The following is an 18,708-nucleotide window of genomic DNA, read 5'->3' on the forward strand; positions in this document are numbered from 1 at the left end:
TTTTGAAAGCGATGGCTCATCCTGCCCGTATCGCTATTCTGCAAAGAATACTGATCTCTGATACGTGCATATGTGGCGATTTGGTGGATGAACTGGGACTAGCCCAGGCGACCATATCGCAGCATCTTAAGGAACTAAAGAACGCGGGAATTATTCAAGGCAACATTGAGGGGGTAAATGTATGTTACTGCATCAACCCGCAAACCTGGGCGCTTTTACAAGAGCGAATCGGCGGCTTTCTTAGTGCATACCAGGCGCCAAAGAGCTGCTGCTAAAATTTTTTTGCTTAAAGAGATCGCATCATTGCAATATTACAATAATAGAATGAGTGTGGCGTTTTGACGCGTCGGATAATAATAACAGGATATCATAAAGCACGTTACAATGAAAAAAATATTAGTACTATGTACCGGAAACAGCTGCCGGAGCCAGATTGCCGAAGGATACCTCAGGTATTTTGCAGGAGCAAAAGCGGAAGTTTATAGCGCGGGAATAGAAACCCATGGCGTAAATCCCAAAGCAATTGCTATCATGAAAGAAGACGGGATCGATATTGCCGGTCATACGTCCAATCATGTTAATGAATACCTGGGTGTCGATTTTGATTTTGTGATAACCGTTTGTGATAATGCCAAAGAGAGCTGCCCTTATTTCCCAACGAAGGCAATAAAACTCCATTACAATTTCCCGGACCCGGCGAAAGCATCGGGCACTGAAGATGAAGTCAGGCAGCAGTTCAGAACGGTAAGGGATATGATCAAAAAATATTCTGAGGAATTCATCAGGGAAAATATTTAGACCATGTCTGCGAACCATTGTGCACCTGCTGCCGAAAGGAAAAAATTAAGCTTTTTAGACCGCTACCTCACGCTCTGGATATAATCCATAGAAAAGATTCACAGAGATAACCGATTAACATCAAATATTATGAAGACCGAAGAACAACTTAAAGAATTAGTAAAGCAGAAATACAGTGAAATAGCGCTACAGAATAAGGAGACTAACGAATCGTCCTGTTGTGGTGCCTCGGCTTGCTCTACCGAAGTCTATAACATCATGAATGAGGATTACTCCAGCCTTGAGGGATATACTTCAGATGCAGATCTGGGTTTGGGTTGCGGCCTGCCGACGCAGTTTGCCAGGATTAAAAAGGGTGATGTGGTGATTGACCTGGGGAGCGGCGCGGGTAATGATGCGTTTATCGCTCGTTCGGAAGCAGGCGAAACGGGCAAGGTCATTGGGATTGATTTTACTCCGGCAATGATTGAAAAGGCCAGATTGAATGCAGAGAAGCTGGCGTACCATAATGTAGAATTCCGTCAGGGTGATATTGAAAACATGCCGGTTTCAGCGAATGTAGCGGATGTAATCGTTAGCAATTGTGTGCTGAACCTGGTGCCCGACAAAGCTGGTGTATTTGCAGACATCTACCGGGTGCTGAAGCCAGGCGGGCATTTTAGTATCTCCGACGTGGTACTGGTTGGTGATTTGCCTGAAGCCCTGCGCTCTGCCGCAGAAATGTATGCGGGTTGTGTATCGGGTGCTATACAGAAAGACGCCTATCTGGAGTTGATACACAATAGCGGCTTTAAGAACATCATGGTGCAGAAGGAAAAAGCGATCGTTATACCGGATGATATTTTGAAAGATTATCTCAACGAAAAACAAATTGCTGACTTTAGGTCGGGCGAGACAGGGATTTTCAGCGTTACCGTTTATGCGGAGAAACCTGCTGAAGCCTGCTGCCCTCCGGGATGTTGCAGCTAAGGTTTGACCTCTTAAGGGTCTCTGCGATGAGGTTCAGGCTCAATTGATTCTCATCTGTACCGTATCCAGGGAGTACTCCGTTCTCCTGCCGGATACGGCACTGTCATGCTGCGGTGCTGTAGTGCTTTCTTTAAAATACAAGGATATCGGTTAAACAATTCTTAATAATATGTATTCTTGTATATACATATATCTAACCTTCTACAGTACTATGAAAGATTTGAGCAGTCAGGTTTTGCCACCAATTGCTTTACGCGTTTTTGAGACATTACCAGCATACTGCGTGGTCCTTTCACCGCGACTTACCATACTCACGGTCAGTGACAACCTCGTGAAGCTGACCGGTAAGCCGAGAAACGAAATCAGGGGTCATCACTTCTTTGATTTCTTTCCCGGCTTACCTGCATCTGGTGAAAAAGACACCAGCATTTCTGCCTCTTTGCGCGAGGTTTTACGAACCAAACAGCCGCATCAGATACCGCTGACCCGCATCGACCTGCCTGATCCGTTAAACTTTGGTAACCTGAAGGAAACCTACTGGCAGGTTATACACCAGCCGGTGCTTGCGGAAACTGGTGACATTGCCTATATCATTCACGAAATACGGAATGAGTTTAGCGATGCCATAGCGGCCCGCAAGTTGCTTGAAGTAAATGAGTGGAATATGAGGCTGCTGAACGGCGACTTGCAGCAGGCTTATGAGGAGCTGCAGGCCAGCAATGAAGAGTTGATGTCGGGTAACGAGGAACTTTCTGCTATCAACGAAGAACTGCAGCAGATGCAGGACGAACTAGCCCGGCTCAACGAAAACCTGGAGAGCAGGATCAGGGAACGTACAGCAGAGCTGGCCATCAGCGAGCAAAAGATCAGAAGCCTGGTGGAAAGTGCTCCCTTCCCTATCGGGGTATATACCGGACCGGAAATGCGCATTGAACTGTTGAACCAGGCCATTATTGATACGTGGAACAGGGGCACCGATCTTATCGGTAAGACCTATGCCGAAGTACTGCCAGAGCTTGCAGACAAGGGCGTATACGAGCACCTGGACCGGGTATACAGAACCGGCACCGCCTACCATGCCGAGAATGAGCGGGTGGACCTGGTTGTTGATGGCACACTCCAGTCGTTCTACTTCAACTACGACTTTACACCCCTTTTTGACAGTGATGGTCATGTTTATGGCATCATGAATACGGCTGCTGACGTGACGGAGCTGGTCAATGCCAAACTACAGGCAGAGCAAAGCGGAAAAACGCTATACAACATTATGATGCGCTCGCCGGTTTCGAAGTGCATTCTGCTGGGCCCGGATCACACGGTGACCGTTGCTAACGACAGAATGATTGCGCTTTGGGGCAAACCACGTGAAGCAATGATGAACAAGCCTCTTTTTGAAGGGCTGCCTGATGCAAAAAACCAGGGACTGGAGCACTTGCTGAAGGAGGTATTTACTTTGGGCAAAACGATCGAGGCCAGGGAACGCGCCGTAACACTGCTCCGAGATAATAAACAGGAAACGCTGTACGTTGATTTCGTCTATCAGCCTTACAGGGATGCACAGGAGAACATTATCGGCGTTATGGCGACCGCAATTGATGTGACATCGCAGGTAACGGCCCGCGATAAGGTGCAGCATCTAAACGAAGAACTGGCCGCTACCAATGAGGAGCTACAGGCCGCGAATGAGGAACAGTCTGTCGCTAACGAGGAACTGGCCTCCCTGAACGATGCGTTGAAGATCAGCCAGGACGAGCTGGAGCTCGCCATTGACGCTGCTGGCCTGGGCACCTGGGATTTCAACCCTGTAACGGGGAAGTTTTCGGGGAATGACCTGATGAGATCATGGTTCGGCTTGCAGCCGGAAGAACAGATAGACCTGTCTGCTGCAACCAGTGTCATCGCTGAGACTGACCGGAAAAGGGTAATGGATGCGATTGCGCGGGCGCTGATTTATGAATCGGGCGGCTCTTATCAGATCGATTATACCATTATTAATCCTCTTACGAATGCTCCGCGCGAGGTGAGGGCCAGTGGCAAGGCACTGTTCGACGACGAGCGGCGGGCTACCCGGCTGAGTGGTGTACTGCAGGACGTTACCGAGCAGAAAAAAGACGAGCAGCGCAAGAACGACTTTATTGGCATCGTCAGCCATGAGCTGAAAACGCCGCTTACTTCTATCAAAGCGTTATTGCAGGTGGCGGCGATGAAACTGGCGAAAACTGATGATACCTTCCTCAAGGGAGCTATAGAAAAGTCGAATATCCAGGTAAAAAAGATGGAAACGATGATCAGCGGGTTCCTGAATGTTTCGCGCCTTGAGTCGGGAAAGATGCAGATTGAAAAGACGGGGTTCAACTTACAGGAACTCCTTACCGAGATCATCAAGGAAACGGAAATATCGCTGAGCACACACCAGATCCAATTTTTACCATGCGACCCGATTGAAGTCCAGGCCGACCATGACAAGATCAGCCTGGTTGTTTCCAACCTGTTGAGTAACGCGGTCAAATATTCACCGAAAGGGAAACGCATTGAAGTTGGCTGCGTAATAACCGGCCCAACCGTCCAGGTGAGTGTTAAGGACGAAGGCTTCGGCATTAAAGAAGAGCATAAGGAAAGCCTGTTTGAACGCTACTTCAGGGTTGAAACCAGCTATACCCGGCATATTTCAGGATTCGGCATCGGTCTTTATCTGTGTGCGGAGATCATTGCACGCCATCATGGCCGTATCTGGGTGGAAAGTACCGAAGGAGAAGGATCTACGTTTTTCTTCACCTTGCCTCTTTGAGATGATCAAATCCACTGTTTTGCAACTCATTAACTTTGCAGGGCGAAGGTTATTAAATACGGATAGATTAGGTTATTTTTGTAACGCAATGCCAACACCACCATGCCAGAAGAGAGTACCCGAAATAAGCTGCTGCTCGACGAAATAGCCGTATTAAAGAAGCAGATTGAGCTAACCGCTAGTTTACAGGAACAAAAAGACCGGCTGGAAGAAGCGTATCAACTTAGCCAGCAGCGTTTCAGGAAGATTTTTGAACAATCGCTTGTCGGCAACAAAATTATCGATGACCAACTCCATATCGTTAAAGTTAATGCTGCGTTTCTCCGGATAATCGGTTACTCGGAAAACGAGATGCTGGGAAGGCGGATCACGGACTTTTCGCACCCTGATTTTGTAGCGCATTGGAAAGCATTGCAGGACGAAATCTGGACGACAGACATGCCCTCTTTCCACTTTGAAGCCTGCCTCATCAGAAAGAATGGCGAGGAAGCCTGGGTTTCCATTGCAACTATCCTGATAGAAGACAATAACAGTAAGCTGGGCTATACGATTTTAGAAGATATTACGAAACAAAAACGGGAGCAACTCAAGTCTCTCGCCCTGGAGCAGGAACATCGCCAGCAGATCGCTGAAACCATTTTAAACACGCAGGAGGAGGAACGCAGACGTGTTGCTGAGCGATTGCACAACGGCCTGGGACAAGTACTTTTCGCAGCTAAACTGAGTTTAGGCCATGTCGCGGTTACGATGCCGGGTAACGACAAAACGCTGCTTTATACGAAAAAACTACTATCGGACTGTATACAGGAGTGCAGACGAATTTCACATGACTTGACGCCGGTCTTGCTTGAAGAGTTCGGCCTGAAGAAAACAGTGGAAGATGTTTGTGGCCAGTTGAGTGGAGATGTCTCTTTTGAATGCAAATTCAAGGGGTTTACCAACCGGGCCGAGCGATTTCTGGAAATTTCGGTATACCGTATCGTTCAGGAGTTAATGATGAATGTTGTTAAACATGCGAAAGCAAGTCAGGCCAGTGTACATATTTCGGAGGAACGAACGGGTATTCAAATTCGTGTGACCGATAACGGAAAGGGCTTTGACGAGTTAACTTTAAACGGAAAAGGATTCGGTTTACACACGATACGTTCTACAGTAAACTTATTGACAGGCACAATAAAAATCATCTCAGCAGCGGGCAAAGGAACGACGATTTATATCACGATACCGAAACGTTTTGATGGAAAAGTTGCATAGCGTCAGGACCAGCTGACATACTGTTGTCATTTGCCTGTTTCATCTTTGTATAAAACGGCCAACGTATTTATTGCGGCAGCGAATTAAATCAAACGGTATTGATATGATTTCAATCTTTAAAACAAGTGTTGCTTCAAGTGATGACTTGAACAAACTACGACCTTATCTGAACAGCTTAATGGAGGATCTAAGATGGACGATTGATTTATTTGATTCTGACAGGATTTTGCGGGTGAAATCAAGCGTCAATAAAAACGCTGAGATTATCGCTGTAGTGAATGAGTTAGGATTCGAATGTGAGAACCTGGAGACGTTTTATTCAGAGCCTTAGCTTTGAGCCAGGGAGGCCTCCGGGCTAAGGCTCTGAATAGTGGAGCATATAAACAGCTAGTCTTGTAAGAACTTTCCTGCTAATGCGGCCTCGTCTTTTTCGAGCATTTCCTGGTGAGTCCTGGCTCCGAAGTGCATGGCATCCATTTGCAGGATGGTGTTGAATGAGCCAAGTGCTTCTTTTTTCTCACCCAGGCCGAGGTGCCCCAACCCTTGCAGGTACAGGCAATGAATCCGGTTGCGTACGGCGAGATTGTCTTCAAAGACCAGGAGGTCAGGTAGCGACACGGCGAAATAGTCTATGCGGACTTCGTCTTCTTTGTGCTGCTTTCCATAACGGATCAGGTTGCTGAAGATTTGCTCGGCCCCTCGTTTATCGCCCAGCTTGTATCGCGCCAGCCCCTGGTAGAAGATCTTGTCGGGCTGTTGGTCGTTGTAGAATATGGCTGCACTGGGCTCCGACAGCCCGGCTGCTGCCTGCTGATACCAATCGGCCGCCTCAATCGTCTGTCCCAGGCTCTCGCAAGCTCGTCCGAGCCAATAATGGATATCGTTTTCACGGGCACCGAAAAGCTTCCCTTCTCCCAGATTTTCCGGATAGGCTTGTGCTGCCATCAGGCAGGTGATAGCGGATTCGGCGTTACCATTCCACATATGCTCTTTGGCCATTTCGGTCAGGCTGTAGAGATATTGCCCGGATACCTTTCCCTCACCTCCTTCCCAGGGATGAAACTTGCGGGATGAGATGAGTGCATGTGCCTTGTCATACTGGCCATGGAAATTATACAGGGCTGCGATCTCCAGGAACAGATCGTCTCGCTGCATGGCCACTCCGAGGTTTTCGTTCAGGAAGGCAAGGCGTTTTGCTGGTAAATGATTCAGGCGTTTGTATAGTTGATCCAATTCCATCAATACGCGGTGATCATTTTTGTTCAGCTTATGGGCCCGTTCCAGGCACTGTAAGGCGTTCTTGTGGTTATGGAGATGGTTGAACTGCGCGATACCAAGATTTCGCCACACCGTGGGAAAGCAGGGTTCTGAAGCTGCGGAGTGCTCCCAGGCTCTTATGGCTTCCTGGTATTGGCGTTTGTCATACCATAAATTGCCGAGGTAATAAGCGGCCTTCGCATCACGGGAATTTAAACGTAACGCCATTTGCAGCACCTGGATATCTTCGAGTTTGTTGGGGAAGCAATAAGCCGGGTCTGCCAGCGCGCCTTTCTCGAAGAATTGCTGTGCCAGGTCATGGCTGCCTGACAGCTCATGGTAATAGCCGAGGTAATACAACAGCATCGGAGAATGCTGCTCCTCAGGCCGCACATGCGATAAGAGCTGAACGGCTTCCGCATATGCTCCGCACCAGCCGAGGTCTGCGGCGTATTCGATCAGGGTATTTGCCGAACCGCGACTCCGTAACTGAAGTACTTTGAGGACTTCTGCTGCCTGGTCATCGTGGCCTAAAACGGACAGGCAGCCGGCTTTCTGAAAGAGCAGACCGATATTGAAGGGGTCTCTTTTCAAGCCTGTTTCGGCAACCGCAAGAGCATCGTTTAAACGGCCTGTGCTTTTTAGAGCAAGGGCCTTGAGGACGTAAGCTTTCCCGTTACGGGCATTCCGGTCCATGGCCCCGTTGATATGCCCGAGAGCGGAATGGTATTCTTTTCGGAGGAGTGCAATCTGCGCCAGGGAGAAAAAAGCTGCGTCCTGCCAGGCGCTGTTCCAGCTGGCCTTGTAGAAGGCTTCGTATGCCTCGTCCATGCGCCCCTGGTATTTGAGGCATAAACCCAGGTTATAGTACGCCTCTCCATCGTAAGGGTTTGGATTACGTTGGGTGATGGTTTCTATGGCTTTATGAAAATATCCTTCTGATTGCTTGAACTGCCCTCTGCGCAAATACCATGCTCCCAGGGCATTATTGTTCCGGATATCGCCGGCGTCGCGTCTCAGGGCTTCCATGTAGTAGGGAACGGGACTGAACGTGGCGTGGCGGTACTGCTCCAGATGCTGGCCTGTCAGGAAAAGTTGCTCACAGCTTTCTGTTTCCTGGGGTGTCTTGGCCGCTTTGGCTGCCTCGGGGACAGGGCTTTCCTCATCTGCTGCGGGGTCGTATTTTAATAGTTCTTGTTCATTTGAGTCGAGCAGGCGGATGAGAAGATCTTGCTCGTCGGCATCCACAGGGAGTTCAAAGGTATTTCCGTATGGCTGCTCGGGGCTGAGCGTGATATCCTGCCGGATGAATGCGGCTCCTCTGACCAGCACGATGGCCTGGATGGTCATTGCACTGGTGGCGAAGATCCGGATCGTCAGCTGCCGCTGATCCAGGTCCAGGCCCAGAAGGAGATCCTGGCTCGCGTTCCTGATAATCCCCAGCTCCCGGTAGGGTAAAAAGTACTGGGTAAAGGATTTTTCTTCGTAGGGCATCAGCCAGCTGAAGTCGGGTTGATTGTCGGTAAACACACCGGTCATGAGTTCGATATACGGCCCGTCTTCGTCAGTGAGATTGCGGTCCCAGGCCTTACCAAAGTCGCCGCAACCCCAGGTCCATTGCTTCTTTCCGGGAGATACATGGTGATCGGCAACGTGTAATACTCCGGATCGGGTATCATGCTCATAGCCGCCGACGAAGTTATACCGCGAGTTTACGGCCATATAGGAAGTCGGCACGGGGATATTCTTGTACCTCGATATGTCGGTGCCGGGTGCATAATCTACTTTGTAATAGGTGCCGGTGGCTATTGGGAAGGTGGAAACGTCGCGCTTCCCGTGGTCGAACACGGCATTTACATCAGGAGGGAATACCGACTGGTAATGATCGTTCACGGCGACTGCAGGGTTGGCCCACCACAAGAAGGTCTGCGGCAGGTCGGTCCGGTTGTATAATTTCGCTTTGATCTCCAGGTAGGCTTTATCAGGGTGCAAGGTAAACCCCGCCATGCCCTTGGTGCGGAACATCTTCTCCAATTCGTTTACCCATACGGTTTTACTGCCATCCGGATTTTCTTCTATACTAAAGTCTACAGGCTCAAACGTACTGGGGCGGTGGTGCTGTGGCCAGTTAAACTCGATACCTCCTGAGATCCAGGGTCCGCACAGGCCCACAAGTGCCGGCTTGATTACCTGGTTGTAGTAGATGAAGTGCCTTTCTTTGATTTTATCCCAGGCCATTTGCACCCTCCCTCCCAGCTCGGGGAGGATCATGATCTTGATATACTGGTTTTCAAGGTAGACAGCCTGATAGTCGCGGTTGATTTTGTCGTCGTATATCTTTTCGATAATGGGGTTCGGATATACGGCCCCGCTGCTTCCCTGATAGACTCTTTTTTCAAAAAACATCGGGTTCTTATCGGGTGTGCCCACTTCATATGTCGGGATAGTAACCGTTTGGGTCCATGCTTTTACAATCGGAAGATTCATAAGAATTAGTATTAATGTGCGACGAAATTATTCTCCAGTTCTTCAAGGGTCTGTCCCTTGGTTTCTTTGACCCTGAGTTTGATGAAAAGAAACCCGGCCAGGCAAATTACCGCGTACAGATAAAAGGGGCCGTATGTCCCCAATACCTCGGCCAGGATCGGGAAGGTGAAGACGAGTATGAAATACGCTCCCCAGAGGCATACTATGGCGACCGATGAGGCGAGGCCCCGGATATGGTTCGGAAATATCTCGCTGATGAGCACCCAGGTGACGGGAGCAAGGGATGTAGCGTACAGGGCGATGGCGATCAAGACAACGAGGCTGATCCATAGCGGCGCGGCCTGGCTTTGTAGCAGCGCTGCCAGAACCAGGTATGCGACGGCCAGGCCGAGTGAACCTGCCAGCATCAGCGGCCTTCTGCCCAGTTTGTCGACCTGCCACATGGCCAGCAGGGTGAACAGGGTGTTGACGATTCCGATGGCTACCGTTTCAGACAGCTGCCTGTCGAGGTCTGCACCTACGGATTCGAAGATAGTAGAGGTGAAATTAAAGACGACGTTAATGCCGCATAGCTGCTGAAATACAGCCAGGATAATGCCGATGGTGATAGCCGGGCGTACAGCTCTGGAAAATACGGCTGAGAAGGTTTGCGACTGCCTGCTGTTGTAACTTTGTTTGAAGTCGGACACTGCCTTTGCTGCATAATCGCGGTTGCCTATCTTTTGCAGAATGACTGCTGCCTGTTCTTCGCGCGCATGCGCCATCAGCCATCGGGGACTTTCTGGCAGGAACGCAACGCCGATCAGAAACAGCACGGAAGGTATCACGCCGAAGCCGAACATCAGGCGCCAGGCCTGATCCCCATAGCCTGCCAGCTTATAATTGACCAGGTTGGTAATGAGTATCCCGAAAACAATCGTCAGCTGGTTGATGGCCACGTTACGGCCTCTTACCGACGCGGGGGAAATCTCGGCTATGTACAGCGGACTCAGGATGGACGCCATGCCCACGCCTATTCCGGCGATGAATCGCATCAAGATGAAGACATTCATCCCGGAGGATAAAGCCATTCCCAGAGATGACAGGGCAAAGATGAGTGCCGCTACCGACAAGCCGGGTTTCCGGCCGTATTTCTCTGCCAGCTTCCCGGCGATGAGGCAGCCGACCATACATCCGAGTCCCAGCGAGCCGGCCAGGAAGCCCTCCCAGTAGGCATTGAGATTAAACTGATCCCGCAGGAAAGGGAGTGCGCCTGAAATCACTGCGAAATCAAAGCCGAAGAGATATCCTCCAAGTGCGGAGATGAACGAAATGCCAAGGATATAACGACTATTATAAGTTTCTTTCATATGATGCTTTGGACTGTATGGCTTTATTTTACTTTGTTCGTTTTGGAATCAGGTTTCAACTCATCCGGACTGTCCTTGGTGTAGGTATCAAACTGCTGCCTGGATGGTGTAAGGAACACATCTTCGATGACCTTGATATCGATTTCCTGAGCGGGATTAAACTTGTCTGACGCCATATATTGCTGCAGCGAATGGAATAACTGTTTAGCTGCAGGACGATCGTCTGCGTCTTTGCGTAAATCGGCGCTGCTCACTATGATTTTTCCTCTGCCTACCCGGGCTTCGTACACCAATCCCAATCGCCGGTTCAGAAACCAGGTATCGATCGGCTGAATCAGCGGCTTAAAGCCTGCAGGAAAATCTTCGAGGATCATCGTCTGCGAACCGTGCTGGATGTCCCACCATTGCAGATCGCTGTGATAGCTGGTGGGAAACTCCGCGAATGCGGCGCTCTTTTCCCGGATCAGCATTCCGGTTACGTGAGGAGGTCGCATCTTAAACCAGGAGGTGTTCCAGAAGACGGGCAGAAAATACATCTGCACTTCTTTGCCTTTCACCACCTTACCCGCGGCGTTCAGGAATACCTTTCCTCCGCGGTTTAGTACGTCTTTTGCTTTCTGATCCAACGCGGTGGTGTAATAGACCGCAGAGGATGGCTCGGGGTTCTTGATCGGATATACCCAGAAATTCCAGTCGTTAACGAAGGAGGTGTTGTCGACCGACACTTCGAGGTTCAGTTTGGAGGGCTGAATGACCTCCCCCAAGGGGAAGTCAATATTCCCGACCGGGATGCCGTTGCCGTTACCGTAGGATTTCGGACTAAAGCTCCCGCTTTTGAACACCTTGCCCGCAGCATCTCTTATCCTCCAGCGAATGACGCCGTTCTGGAGATCGGTCTTCTCGGAGCGGAAAAGGTCTATTTGTGCCTGAAAGTTCTCATTGTTATAGAAGACGAACCTGGGAAGTCGCGCCAAGGGCACTGTGGAATTACAGAAGCGTGAGAACTCTTCAGCGGAGATGTAGTCTTTACCTTCCCAGAAGGCGTCAATCACGCCGACCAGTGCGGTTCCTTGTCCGGGAAAGTCCTGCAGTCCCAATAGCTGAAACCCTCCGTAACCCGGTGTACGTAATGATTTCTCCATTTCGTACTTATACGAAAGAGCCTGCAATTTGCCCGAGGCCATGAAGAAGTCGCGCGCCTGGTCGCCCATGCCCTGATCCTGCAGGTCCTGCTGAAACATTTCCATGTTTTTGGCACGGTAAACGCCCTTGTATTTTTTGATCTCACCGAAGTTGGGGAAGACGCACCACTGACCCATCTCATGTGCGATAAAAGGGACTTTAAAGGGCGCGATGCCTTCACTAAAGTCGGAGATACTCTCTGGTCTTTTGTTCCAGGCAAGACCTCTTACTCCTCCCCGGACCTGAAATTCAGCGTGAGGAACGATGGGCCAGCTACCGCCGACAGACATGCCTGTATAAACCCTGCGCGTATCTTGTTTCTTCCAGAAGTCTACAAAGTCATTCAGGTACTTCACCTGATTACCAGCAGGCTCATTACCGGCAGAGTGCATGGTATAGGAGGCATAGTTTCCATAGAACCGGCTCATGCGGCCGGTCTCGTCGTACAGGTACTTATCTATAGGCTGACCAAGGCCGATCTTCGGTCCGTGGTTGGGCCAGCTTGGCGCTTCCGGCTGCAGGAAGATACCCACTCTGTCGGCAGCAATAAATGCGGCTTCTGGCGGGCACCAGGAGTGAAACCTGATATGGTTCAGGCCATATTGCTTAGCTGTCCTGAAGAGCTTTTCCCAGCCTTCAGCTTTCATTTCGGGGTAGCCGGTAAGGGGAAATTCGGCATTATGTAAGGTACCCCGCAGGAACACCGGTCTTCCGTTCAGAAGGAACTGCTTTCCGCTGATTTTGAAATCGCGCATACCGAACTGCACCTGCCTTTCTACAGTTAGCGCCTTTGTCCGGAGTGTTGCGTTGAGCTTATACAAGGCCGGCTCGAACTCGTCCCAGGTAAGCATACCCTCTCCGAAGGGAAGTTCCACATCGACTTCCGTACTGTCTGATTTTGCTGCTGTAAAACGGATAGTAAGCGGACTGGTCTGATGGTCCTTTGCCACGTTGAAGCTTTTTGCGCTCAGTCTGATCTCGCCGCTCACACTTGCGTTGGAGCCGTTGGCAATGACCATCTTTATTCTGGCCTTCTTATTGGCAACGTCCGGAAAGATGCGGATGTCCTTAAAATAGACTTGTGGCGCACTTTCTAAAAACAGGCTTCCTACGATCCCGTTCCAGTTTCCCTGGGTATGGTCACTGATACTGTGTGAATCAGGCCCGACGTTCACCTCCTTGATCCGGTTATCAACGCGGATGGTAATACGGTGCTTACCGGGTTTAAGCAGGGAACTGAGGTCATAGATATGCGGTGCGGCAAGGGAGTTCTGCGTTCCTGCTTCCTGGTTATTTACCCAGACCTGCGTTTCTGTATGTGCCCTTTCGAGGTTGAGAATAATGTGCTTATTCTTCCAGTTATCCGGAATGATCACCTCTTTCTGGTACCAGGCTGCGCCTACATAATGCTTTGCGGGAGTAAGCCAGAACGGGATATGGATATTCCCCGGCTGACGATATTTCTCGAGCCGCGGGTTGAAATAGAATGAGCTGTCGTAAATGCTGCCTGTCCACTTCGTTTCAAGCGTAATCGGATCGCCTTTCAGGTTTTCGGCCATTGAACCAGGTAGCCTGATCTCATCGATGAGGTTCCGGCTGAACCATTTCCCGGCGATGCCTTGGTCTTCCCGGTCGATCTCGAACTTCCATGTTCCTTGCAATGGGATAACATCCGCCTTAAGGCTACCCATCGCCACCAGGGCGATGAGTAGCATGCAGATGGTTCGCAGTTGTATGCTCATAAGTGATTTTCTTTCGTTATGACCAGTCAGGTCATTCGTTGTACTAATAATCAGGATTCTGAACCCAGTTATTCCTTGTGTTTAGCTCGTTTTGAGGGATGGGCAGCAGCAAGTCTTTCACGGATGGCAACTGTCCGTTTGTTTGTGAGTGATAATGCTGTGCAAAGCTGGACAGCGTGGTGACGGCTTCTGCCTGTCCCCATCTGACCAAATCAAAGAAACGTCGTCCTTCTCCGATGAACTCATATTTCCGTTCTTCTTTGATATTCGCCAGAGTAGGCGCTGCAGCCAGCGGGGCGAGTCCCGCACGTGCCCTCAGCTTATCCACATACTGCTTGGCCATGGCTGCTTTGCCATTTGCAATAAGTGCTTCGGCGTAGTACAGATAAACATCTGCCGGACGGATGATCGTAAAGTTGCGCGGAAAGTCATTCCAGGCCTTGATCCGTGTGTTAGTATTATCCTTTTCGAGGAACTTTGTCACGATATTTCGTGTTACCCAGCTACGTGTAGCCGGATTGGTACTGTTCCAATACCCGGTATCGATGCTAGCCATCAGGCGCTTGTCGCCACTCGCCTTCATGCGATTGACTAGCATGGTGTCTACCCGTACGTCCTGCCCCTGCAAACTGTAAGTGGCATAAGTCCATTCGGGGAAAGGCGAACCGGAGGACGGAGAACTGGTAATAAACCCGGGAAGGCTGGAGCCTACGTTTTGGCCTGAAGCAAACTGAATGGAGAAAATATCGTTTTTATTCTCATTGGCGAGGATAAAGAGCTTCGTATAATCAGGATTGAAGCGGGTATCCACGTCGGCGATAATACCGGCATACACCGTTTCCGCTTTGGTGTATCCTGATGCGTCATTCAGAGGATAGCCGGCCATCGTCATGTATACCTGACCTAAAAGCGCATTGGCAGCCACGCTACCGATCCTTCCGGCATCGGCTCCGGTGTAAAACTTATCCAGGTTCGCAGCAGCAAACTCCAGGTCGGAGATGATCTGCGCGTAGATGGCCTGGGGCTCTTCTCTGGGCAAGGTCACCGCATCCCGGTTCTCGATCGGCTCTGTAATGAGGGCGACAGGGCCGAATGACCTGAGCAATTCAAAATAAGCGAATGCTCTCAAAAAACGGGCTTCGGCTCTATAACGGGTGTACTCCCCTTCTTTGGTTCTGTACAGTAAACTGTTGGCATCTTTGATCAGGCTGTACAACCTTCCGAAGATACCTGAAACCGTTCCTGAGTTTGGAGAGATGAGGTATTTCCTGAGCTCGAGCTGATCGTTTTGCGCGGAAGTTCCGTCCACCAGGTATAGTAGGTCTGAACGGTTCTCGGAAGCGAGCCAATAGTAGTCGGTGGCAAAATCGGTATTGGTTCCGTTCCTGCCCAAACGGGCGTAAATACCGGTTATGGCTTGTTTGGCCTCTATCTCATTCTGGTAGAAGGCATTTGCTGTATTATTCTCGATAGGATCGATCGCTATAATGTCCTTATCGCAGCTTATTAGAAGAGCCGACATCATGGCCATTACAGTGACTATATGATTTCTTAGTGGTTTCATGTCCTGATAAATTGATGATTAAAATGTTGCGGTAAGACCTAATGATAATGTGCGTGCCTGCGGATAAGATCCCCAGTCGGAAGAGGCATTATCCTGGGAAGCACCCTCAGGAGAGAATCCCGGATAATAGTTATCCCACATATAAACATTGTCACAGGATACATAAACGCGGGCCCTGTTAATGAACTTGGCTTTCAGGGGCAGATTGTATCCCAGGTTGATGTTCTTGATCCTCAGGTAGCCTGCGTCATACATCCAGTTGGTATCGTATTCACTGGTAACAGCCGAGAAAAATGCGGGTACCTTACCGTTGCCCGGCTCCTCTTCTGACCAGTAGGCTTTGGTGAGCCATTGCTCCATGTACAGCCATCTGGTATCGTTCGTTGGCCTGTTCCAGCCTCTTGAGCCGATAGAAAGGAGATCTCCGCCTACTCTTCCCTGTAATAGGATAGACAGGTCAAAGTTCTTGTATGTAAAGTTGTTTGAGAATCCCCATTCAAAGTCAGGCTGATAATTTCCGGCAACGATATAGTCGGAGGCATTGATCCGGCCATCACCGTTTGCGTCACGATACTTGGTATCACCTGGTCTCTGACCCGACCAAACCGGCACTTTCGGAAGCCAGGTTCCACTGGCATCGCGGTCAAAGTCCGACTCTCTCAAGACGCCCACCGCATCGAGGAGGTAGTAGGAGTTGATCGCATGGCCTACCCGCTGGATGATTGTATTTCCCTGTCCGATGCGGATGTCAGCATCGCCTGAACCCAGCTTGGTAATCTTATTCCGGTTGATGGTCACATTCACGTTGCTGTTCCATTTGAAGGCACCAACGGTATTAAATGTTCTTAGTTCCAGTTCGAAGCCCTTATTCTCCACGTTACCAATGTTGTCCATCATATTGGAAAACCCTGTTGTGAGTGAGACAGGCGCACTGAGCAGCAGGTCGCTGGTCTTCTTATAATAATATGCCGCGGATAAGGTAAAGCGGTCGCGCAGGAAGCCCAGGTCAAGGCCAAGGTTGTAGCTGTCTGTTTTTTCCCATCTGAGCAGGGAGTTGGAAATATTTCCTACCACGTATCCATTGCTGATGGCCTGGTTATCGCCGAATACATAGTTAAGAGCAGCCATATTGGAAACAAAAGTTGAGTTTCCGATCCTGTCGTTTCCTGTTTGTCCCCAGCTGGCACTGAGCTTGGTAGTACTCAGCCAGTCCATCCGGTTCATGAAATCTTCCTGGTCAATTCGCCAGCCTGCAGAAACGGCCGGGAATAAACCCCAGCGGTTGTTCTCTCCGAACTTGGAGGACCCATCGCTACGTAACGATGCGGAGAAAAGATACTTGCTCTTGTAATTGTACTGAACGCGGCTAAAATAAGAAAGCAGGGCATTCTCCGAGGCGCCGACCGTATTGAAATTGGTAGTTGTCGCACGGTCCCTGTCGAAAACCCAGGTTTTGTCATTTGGAAATCCGGTCAGTCCCTGATCTGTATTTTCCTGTTTGTAAGTCTCCTGTGAGATTCCGAGCAAACCGTTGAAGTTATGGTCGCCGAAACTCTTGTCATAATTAAGCGTTGCCTGGGTCAGGAGTGAGTGACCTTGCAAGGTAGTATATCGGGAAGAAGACCTTTCACCCGGTACCGATGTATCCCAGGTTCCCTGGATCCATGTAGGGCTGTAGGAGCGCTCTCTGTTGCCCCTGTAGTTCCAGCCGACCAAAGCGTTTACGTTCAAACCATTTGCGATATCAATGGTGGCGTTGAACGAGCTGTTCATTCGCACGTCGCGGTTCAGCCGCTCATTATAGACTGCCTGAACATAAGGGCTCACGTTGTTCGCCCCGGCACCCCATTCGCCATAAAACTTGTATGGGTCTGCGCCGGCCATTCTGCCCGAACCCGCTAATGTCCATCCCGGAAAGCTCAGCGACCGGGAGACCGCGTTATCCTTACCGTCTACATTCGCTCCTTCCCTGAGGCCCAGAGAGGGTGCGAGTACCAGACCCACCCGGATAAATTTGTTGATTCTGGCGTCGAGGTTAGCCCGAAGCGAATACCTGTCAAATGAAGAAGCGTGAACGACCCCATCCTGCTGGAACACGCCTGCAGAAATAGCGTATGAAAGAGCGTCCGTTGCCGCGGAGGCATTCAGCTGAATATCCCTGCTGGGAGCGGAACGGAAGAGCTCATCCTGCCAGTCTATCGGCTCAAGCGCATCGGTTCCCCAGTAAGGATCGTAAATACCGTAGCTGGCGCGTATGGGCAAAAGTGATTGTCTGGTGCCGTAAACTGTTCCGGCGGGCGCCAGGCTTTGTGCGTAAGCGATACGCTGCTCCTGGGTGGCGTTAGGATTCTGGGTAGGATGATTGACCCGCCACTGCCTGTCGAGCCATTTCTGATTGAAAGCGATCCATTGATCTGAATCCAATACATCGACTTTCCTTTCAATGTTCGATACGGCGGTATAAGCCGTTGCGGAAATGACAGGTGTACCTGTCTTTCCTCGTTTGGTGGTTACCAGCACGACCCCGTTGGATCCCCTGGAGCCGTAGATGGCGGCAGAGGCGGCATCTTTTAAAACGTCGATAGACTCGATGTCTGCGGGGTTAATACCCGATAAGTTATCGAGCGGAACACCGTCGACCACATAAAGGGGGGTAGCATCTCCGGAAATCGACGAAGCACCACGAACGCGTATGGAGATATCGCTGCCGGGGGCACCTGAGGTATTCCTGACGGCCACCCCTGCCATTTGTCCCTGCAAGGCTTGTTCAATTCTGGCGATCGGGCGTTCTTCAATGTTCTCGGAAGTGATCTTGGCGACTGAACCGGTTAGATTACCCTTCGACTGGGTTCCGTAACCGATGACCACCACTTCGGTCAGTGCAGTGGAAGACTCTTTCAACACCACGTTCAGGCTGGCCCTTCCCCCTACCGGTACTTCGAGGGAAGTATAGCCTACGTACGTGAATACCAGGGTGCTGTTGGCATCTGGGACGGAGATGCTGAATCTTCCGTTCATGTCGGTGCTGGCACCACCGGGAGCTCCCTTGATCTTTACGCTTACTCCGGGCAGCGACTCGCCCTTCTCGTCTCTGACGGTACCGTTGACCACAACCTGCCGGGCAAGGACACCGGAATGCTGCTCAGCACGCTCATGATTGCTGCCTTTGTGTGCCGCTCCGTACATGTTGTTGTTCGAAAAGCCGTAAAGCGGACACATGGCCGGAATGGTCATGAGTATAATGAAAGACCTAAATGTTAGTTTTCTCTTCATGGGATTTTACGTTTATGAAAGGATGTAGTAATTGATTGGTTTCTG

At 50.2% G+C, this 18,708-nt stretch carries 11 protein-coding genes; 6 read left to right on the forward strand and 5 right to left on the reverse strand.

The genetic code is table 11. The features are described from left to right. Positions 1-2 precede the first annotated feature (2 nt). The 6 genes from ACKI5J_RS13815 (at position 3) to ACKI5J_RS13840 (ending at position 6,140) form a co-directional block, all read left to right on the forward strand. Positions 3-275, forward strand: coding sequence for an ArsR/SmtB family transcription factor (locus tag ACKI5J_RS13815; protein WP_407430071.1), 273 nt, complete (start codon positions 3-5; stop codon positions 273-275). Positions 276-384: 109 nt separating this feature from the next. Next, complete coding sequence (locus ACKI5J_RS13820) at positions 385-798, forward strand: arsenate reductase ArsC (RefSeq protein WP_407430072.1); 414 nt, start codon at positions 385-387, stop codon at positions 796-798. Positions 799-927: 129 nt separating this feature from the next. Continuing rightward, the gene (locus tag ACKI5J_RS13825) at positions 928-1,767 is read left to right on the forward strand and encodes an arsenite methyltransferase (RefSeq protein ID WP_407430073.1); all 840 of its coding nucleotides are present in this window, start codon (positions 928-930) and stop codon (positions 1,765-1,767) included. Positions 1,768-1,978: 211 nt separating this feature from the next. Continuing rightward, positions 1,979-4,555: a PAS domain-containing protein gene (locus ACKI5J_RS13830; protein WP_407430074.1), complete on the forward strand. Its 2,577-nt coding sequence runs from the start codon at positions 1,979-1,981 to the stop codon at positions 4,553-4,555. Positions 4,556-4,657: 102 nt separating this feature from the next. After that, the gene (locus ACKI5J_RS13835; RefSeq protein ID WP_407430075.1) at positions 4,658-5,809 is read left to right on the forward strand and encodes a PAS domain S-box protein; all 1,152 of its coding nucleotides are present in this window, start codon (positions 4,658-4,660) and stop codon (positions 5,807-5,809) included. A gap of 103 nt (positions 5,810-5,912) precedes the next feature. Then, a complete protein-coding gene (locus ACKI5J_RS13840) occupies positions 5,913-6,140 on the forward strand; it encodes a hypothetical protein (RefSeq protein WP_407430076.1) in 228 nt (75 codons plus the stop codon). 56 nt (positions 6,141-6,196) lie between these two features. Here ACKI5J_RS13840 and ACKI5J_RS13845 read toward each other — a convergent pair whose 3' ends face one another. The 5 genes from ACKI5J_RS13845 to ACKI5J_RS13865 are packed head-to-tail and all read right to left on the reverse strand — an operon-like array spanning position 6,197 to position 18,663. Further along, positions 6,197-9,553 carry a DUF5107 domain-containing protein gene (locus ACKI5J_RS13845; protein WP_407430077.1) on the reverse strand — a complete coding sequence of 1,119 codons (3,357 nt, stop codon included), beginning with the start codon at positions 9,551-9,553 and terminating at the stop codon, positions 6,197-6,199. An 11-nt stretch (positions 9,554-9,564) separates the two neighbouring features. Continuing rightward, positions 9,565-10,902, reverse strand: coding sequence for a sugar porter family MFS transporter (locus tag ACKI5J_RS13850; RefSeq protein WP_407430078.1), 1,338 nt, complete (start codon positions 10,900-10,902; stop codon positions 9,565-9,567). 23 nt (positions 10,903-10,925) lie between these two features. Next, positions 10,926-13,826, reverse strand: coding sequence for a sugar-binding domain-containing protein (locus ACKI5J_RS13855; RefSeq protein ID WP_407430079.1), 2,901 nt, complete (start codon positions 13,824-13,826; stop codon positions 10,926-10,928). Positions 13,827-13,869: 43 nt separating this feature from the next. Then, complete coding sequence (locus ACKI5J_RS13860; protein ID WP_407430080.1) at positions 13,870-15,390, reverse strand: RagB/SusD family nutrient uptake outer membrane protein; 1,521 nt, start codon at positions 15,388-15,390, stop codon at positions 13,870-13,872. An 18-nt stretch (positions 15,391-15,408) separates the two neighbouring features. Beyond that, the gene (locus tag ACKI5J_RS13865) at positions 15,409-18,663 is read right to left on the reverse strand and encodes a SusC/RagA family TonB-linked outer membrane protein (protein ID WP_407430081.1); all 3,255 of its coding nucleotides are present in this window, start codon (positions 18,661-18,663) and stop codon (positions 15,409-15,411) included. Between the last annotated feature and the right edge of the window lie 45 nt (positions 18,664-18,708).

The organism is Arcticibacter sp., assembly GCF_045629565.1.
Taxonomy (GTDB): Bacteria; Bacteroidota; Bacteroidia; order Sphingobacteriales; family Sphingobacteriaceae; genus Arcticibacter.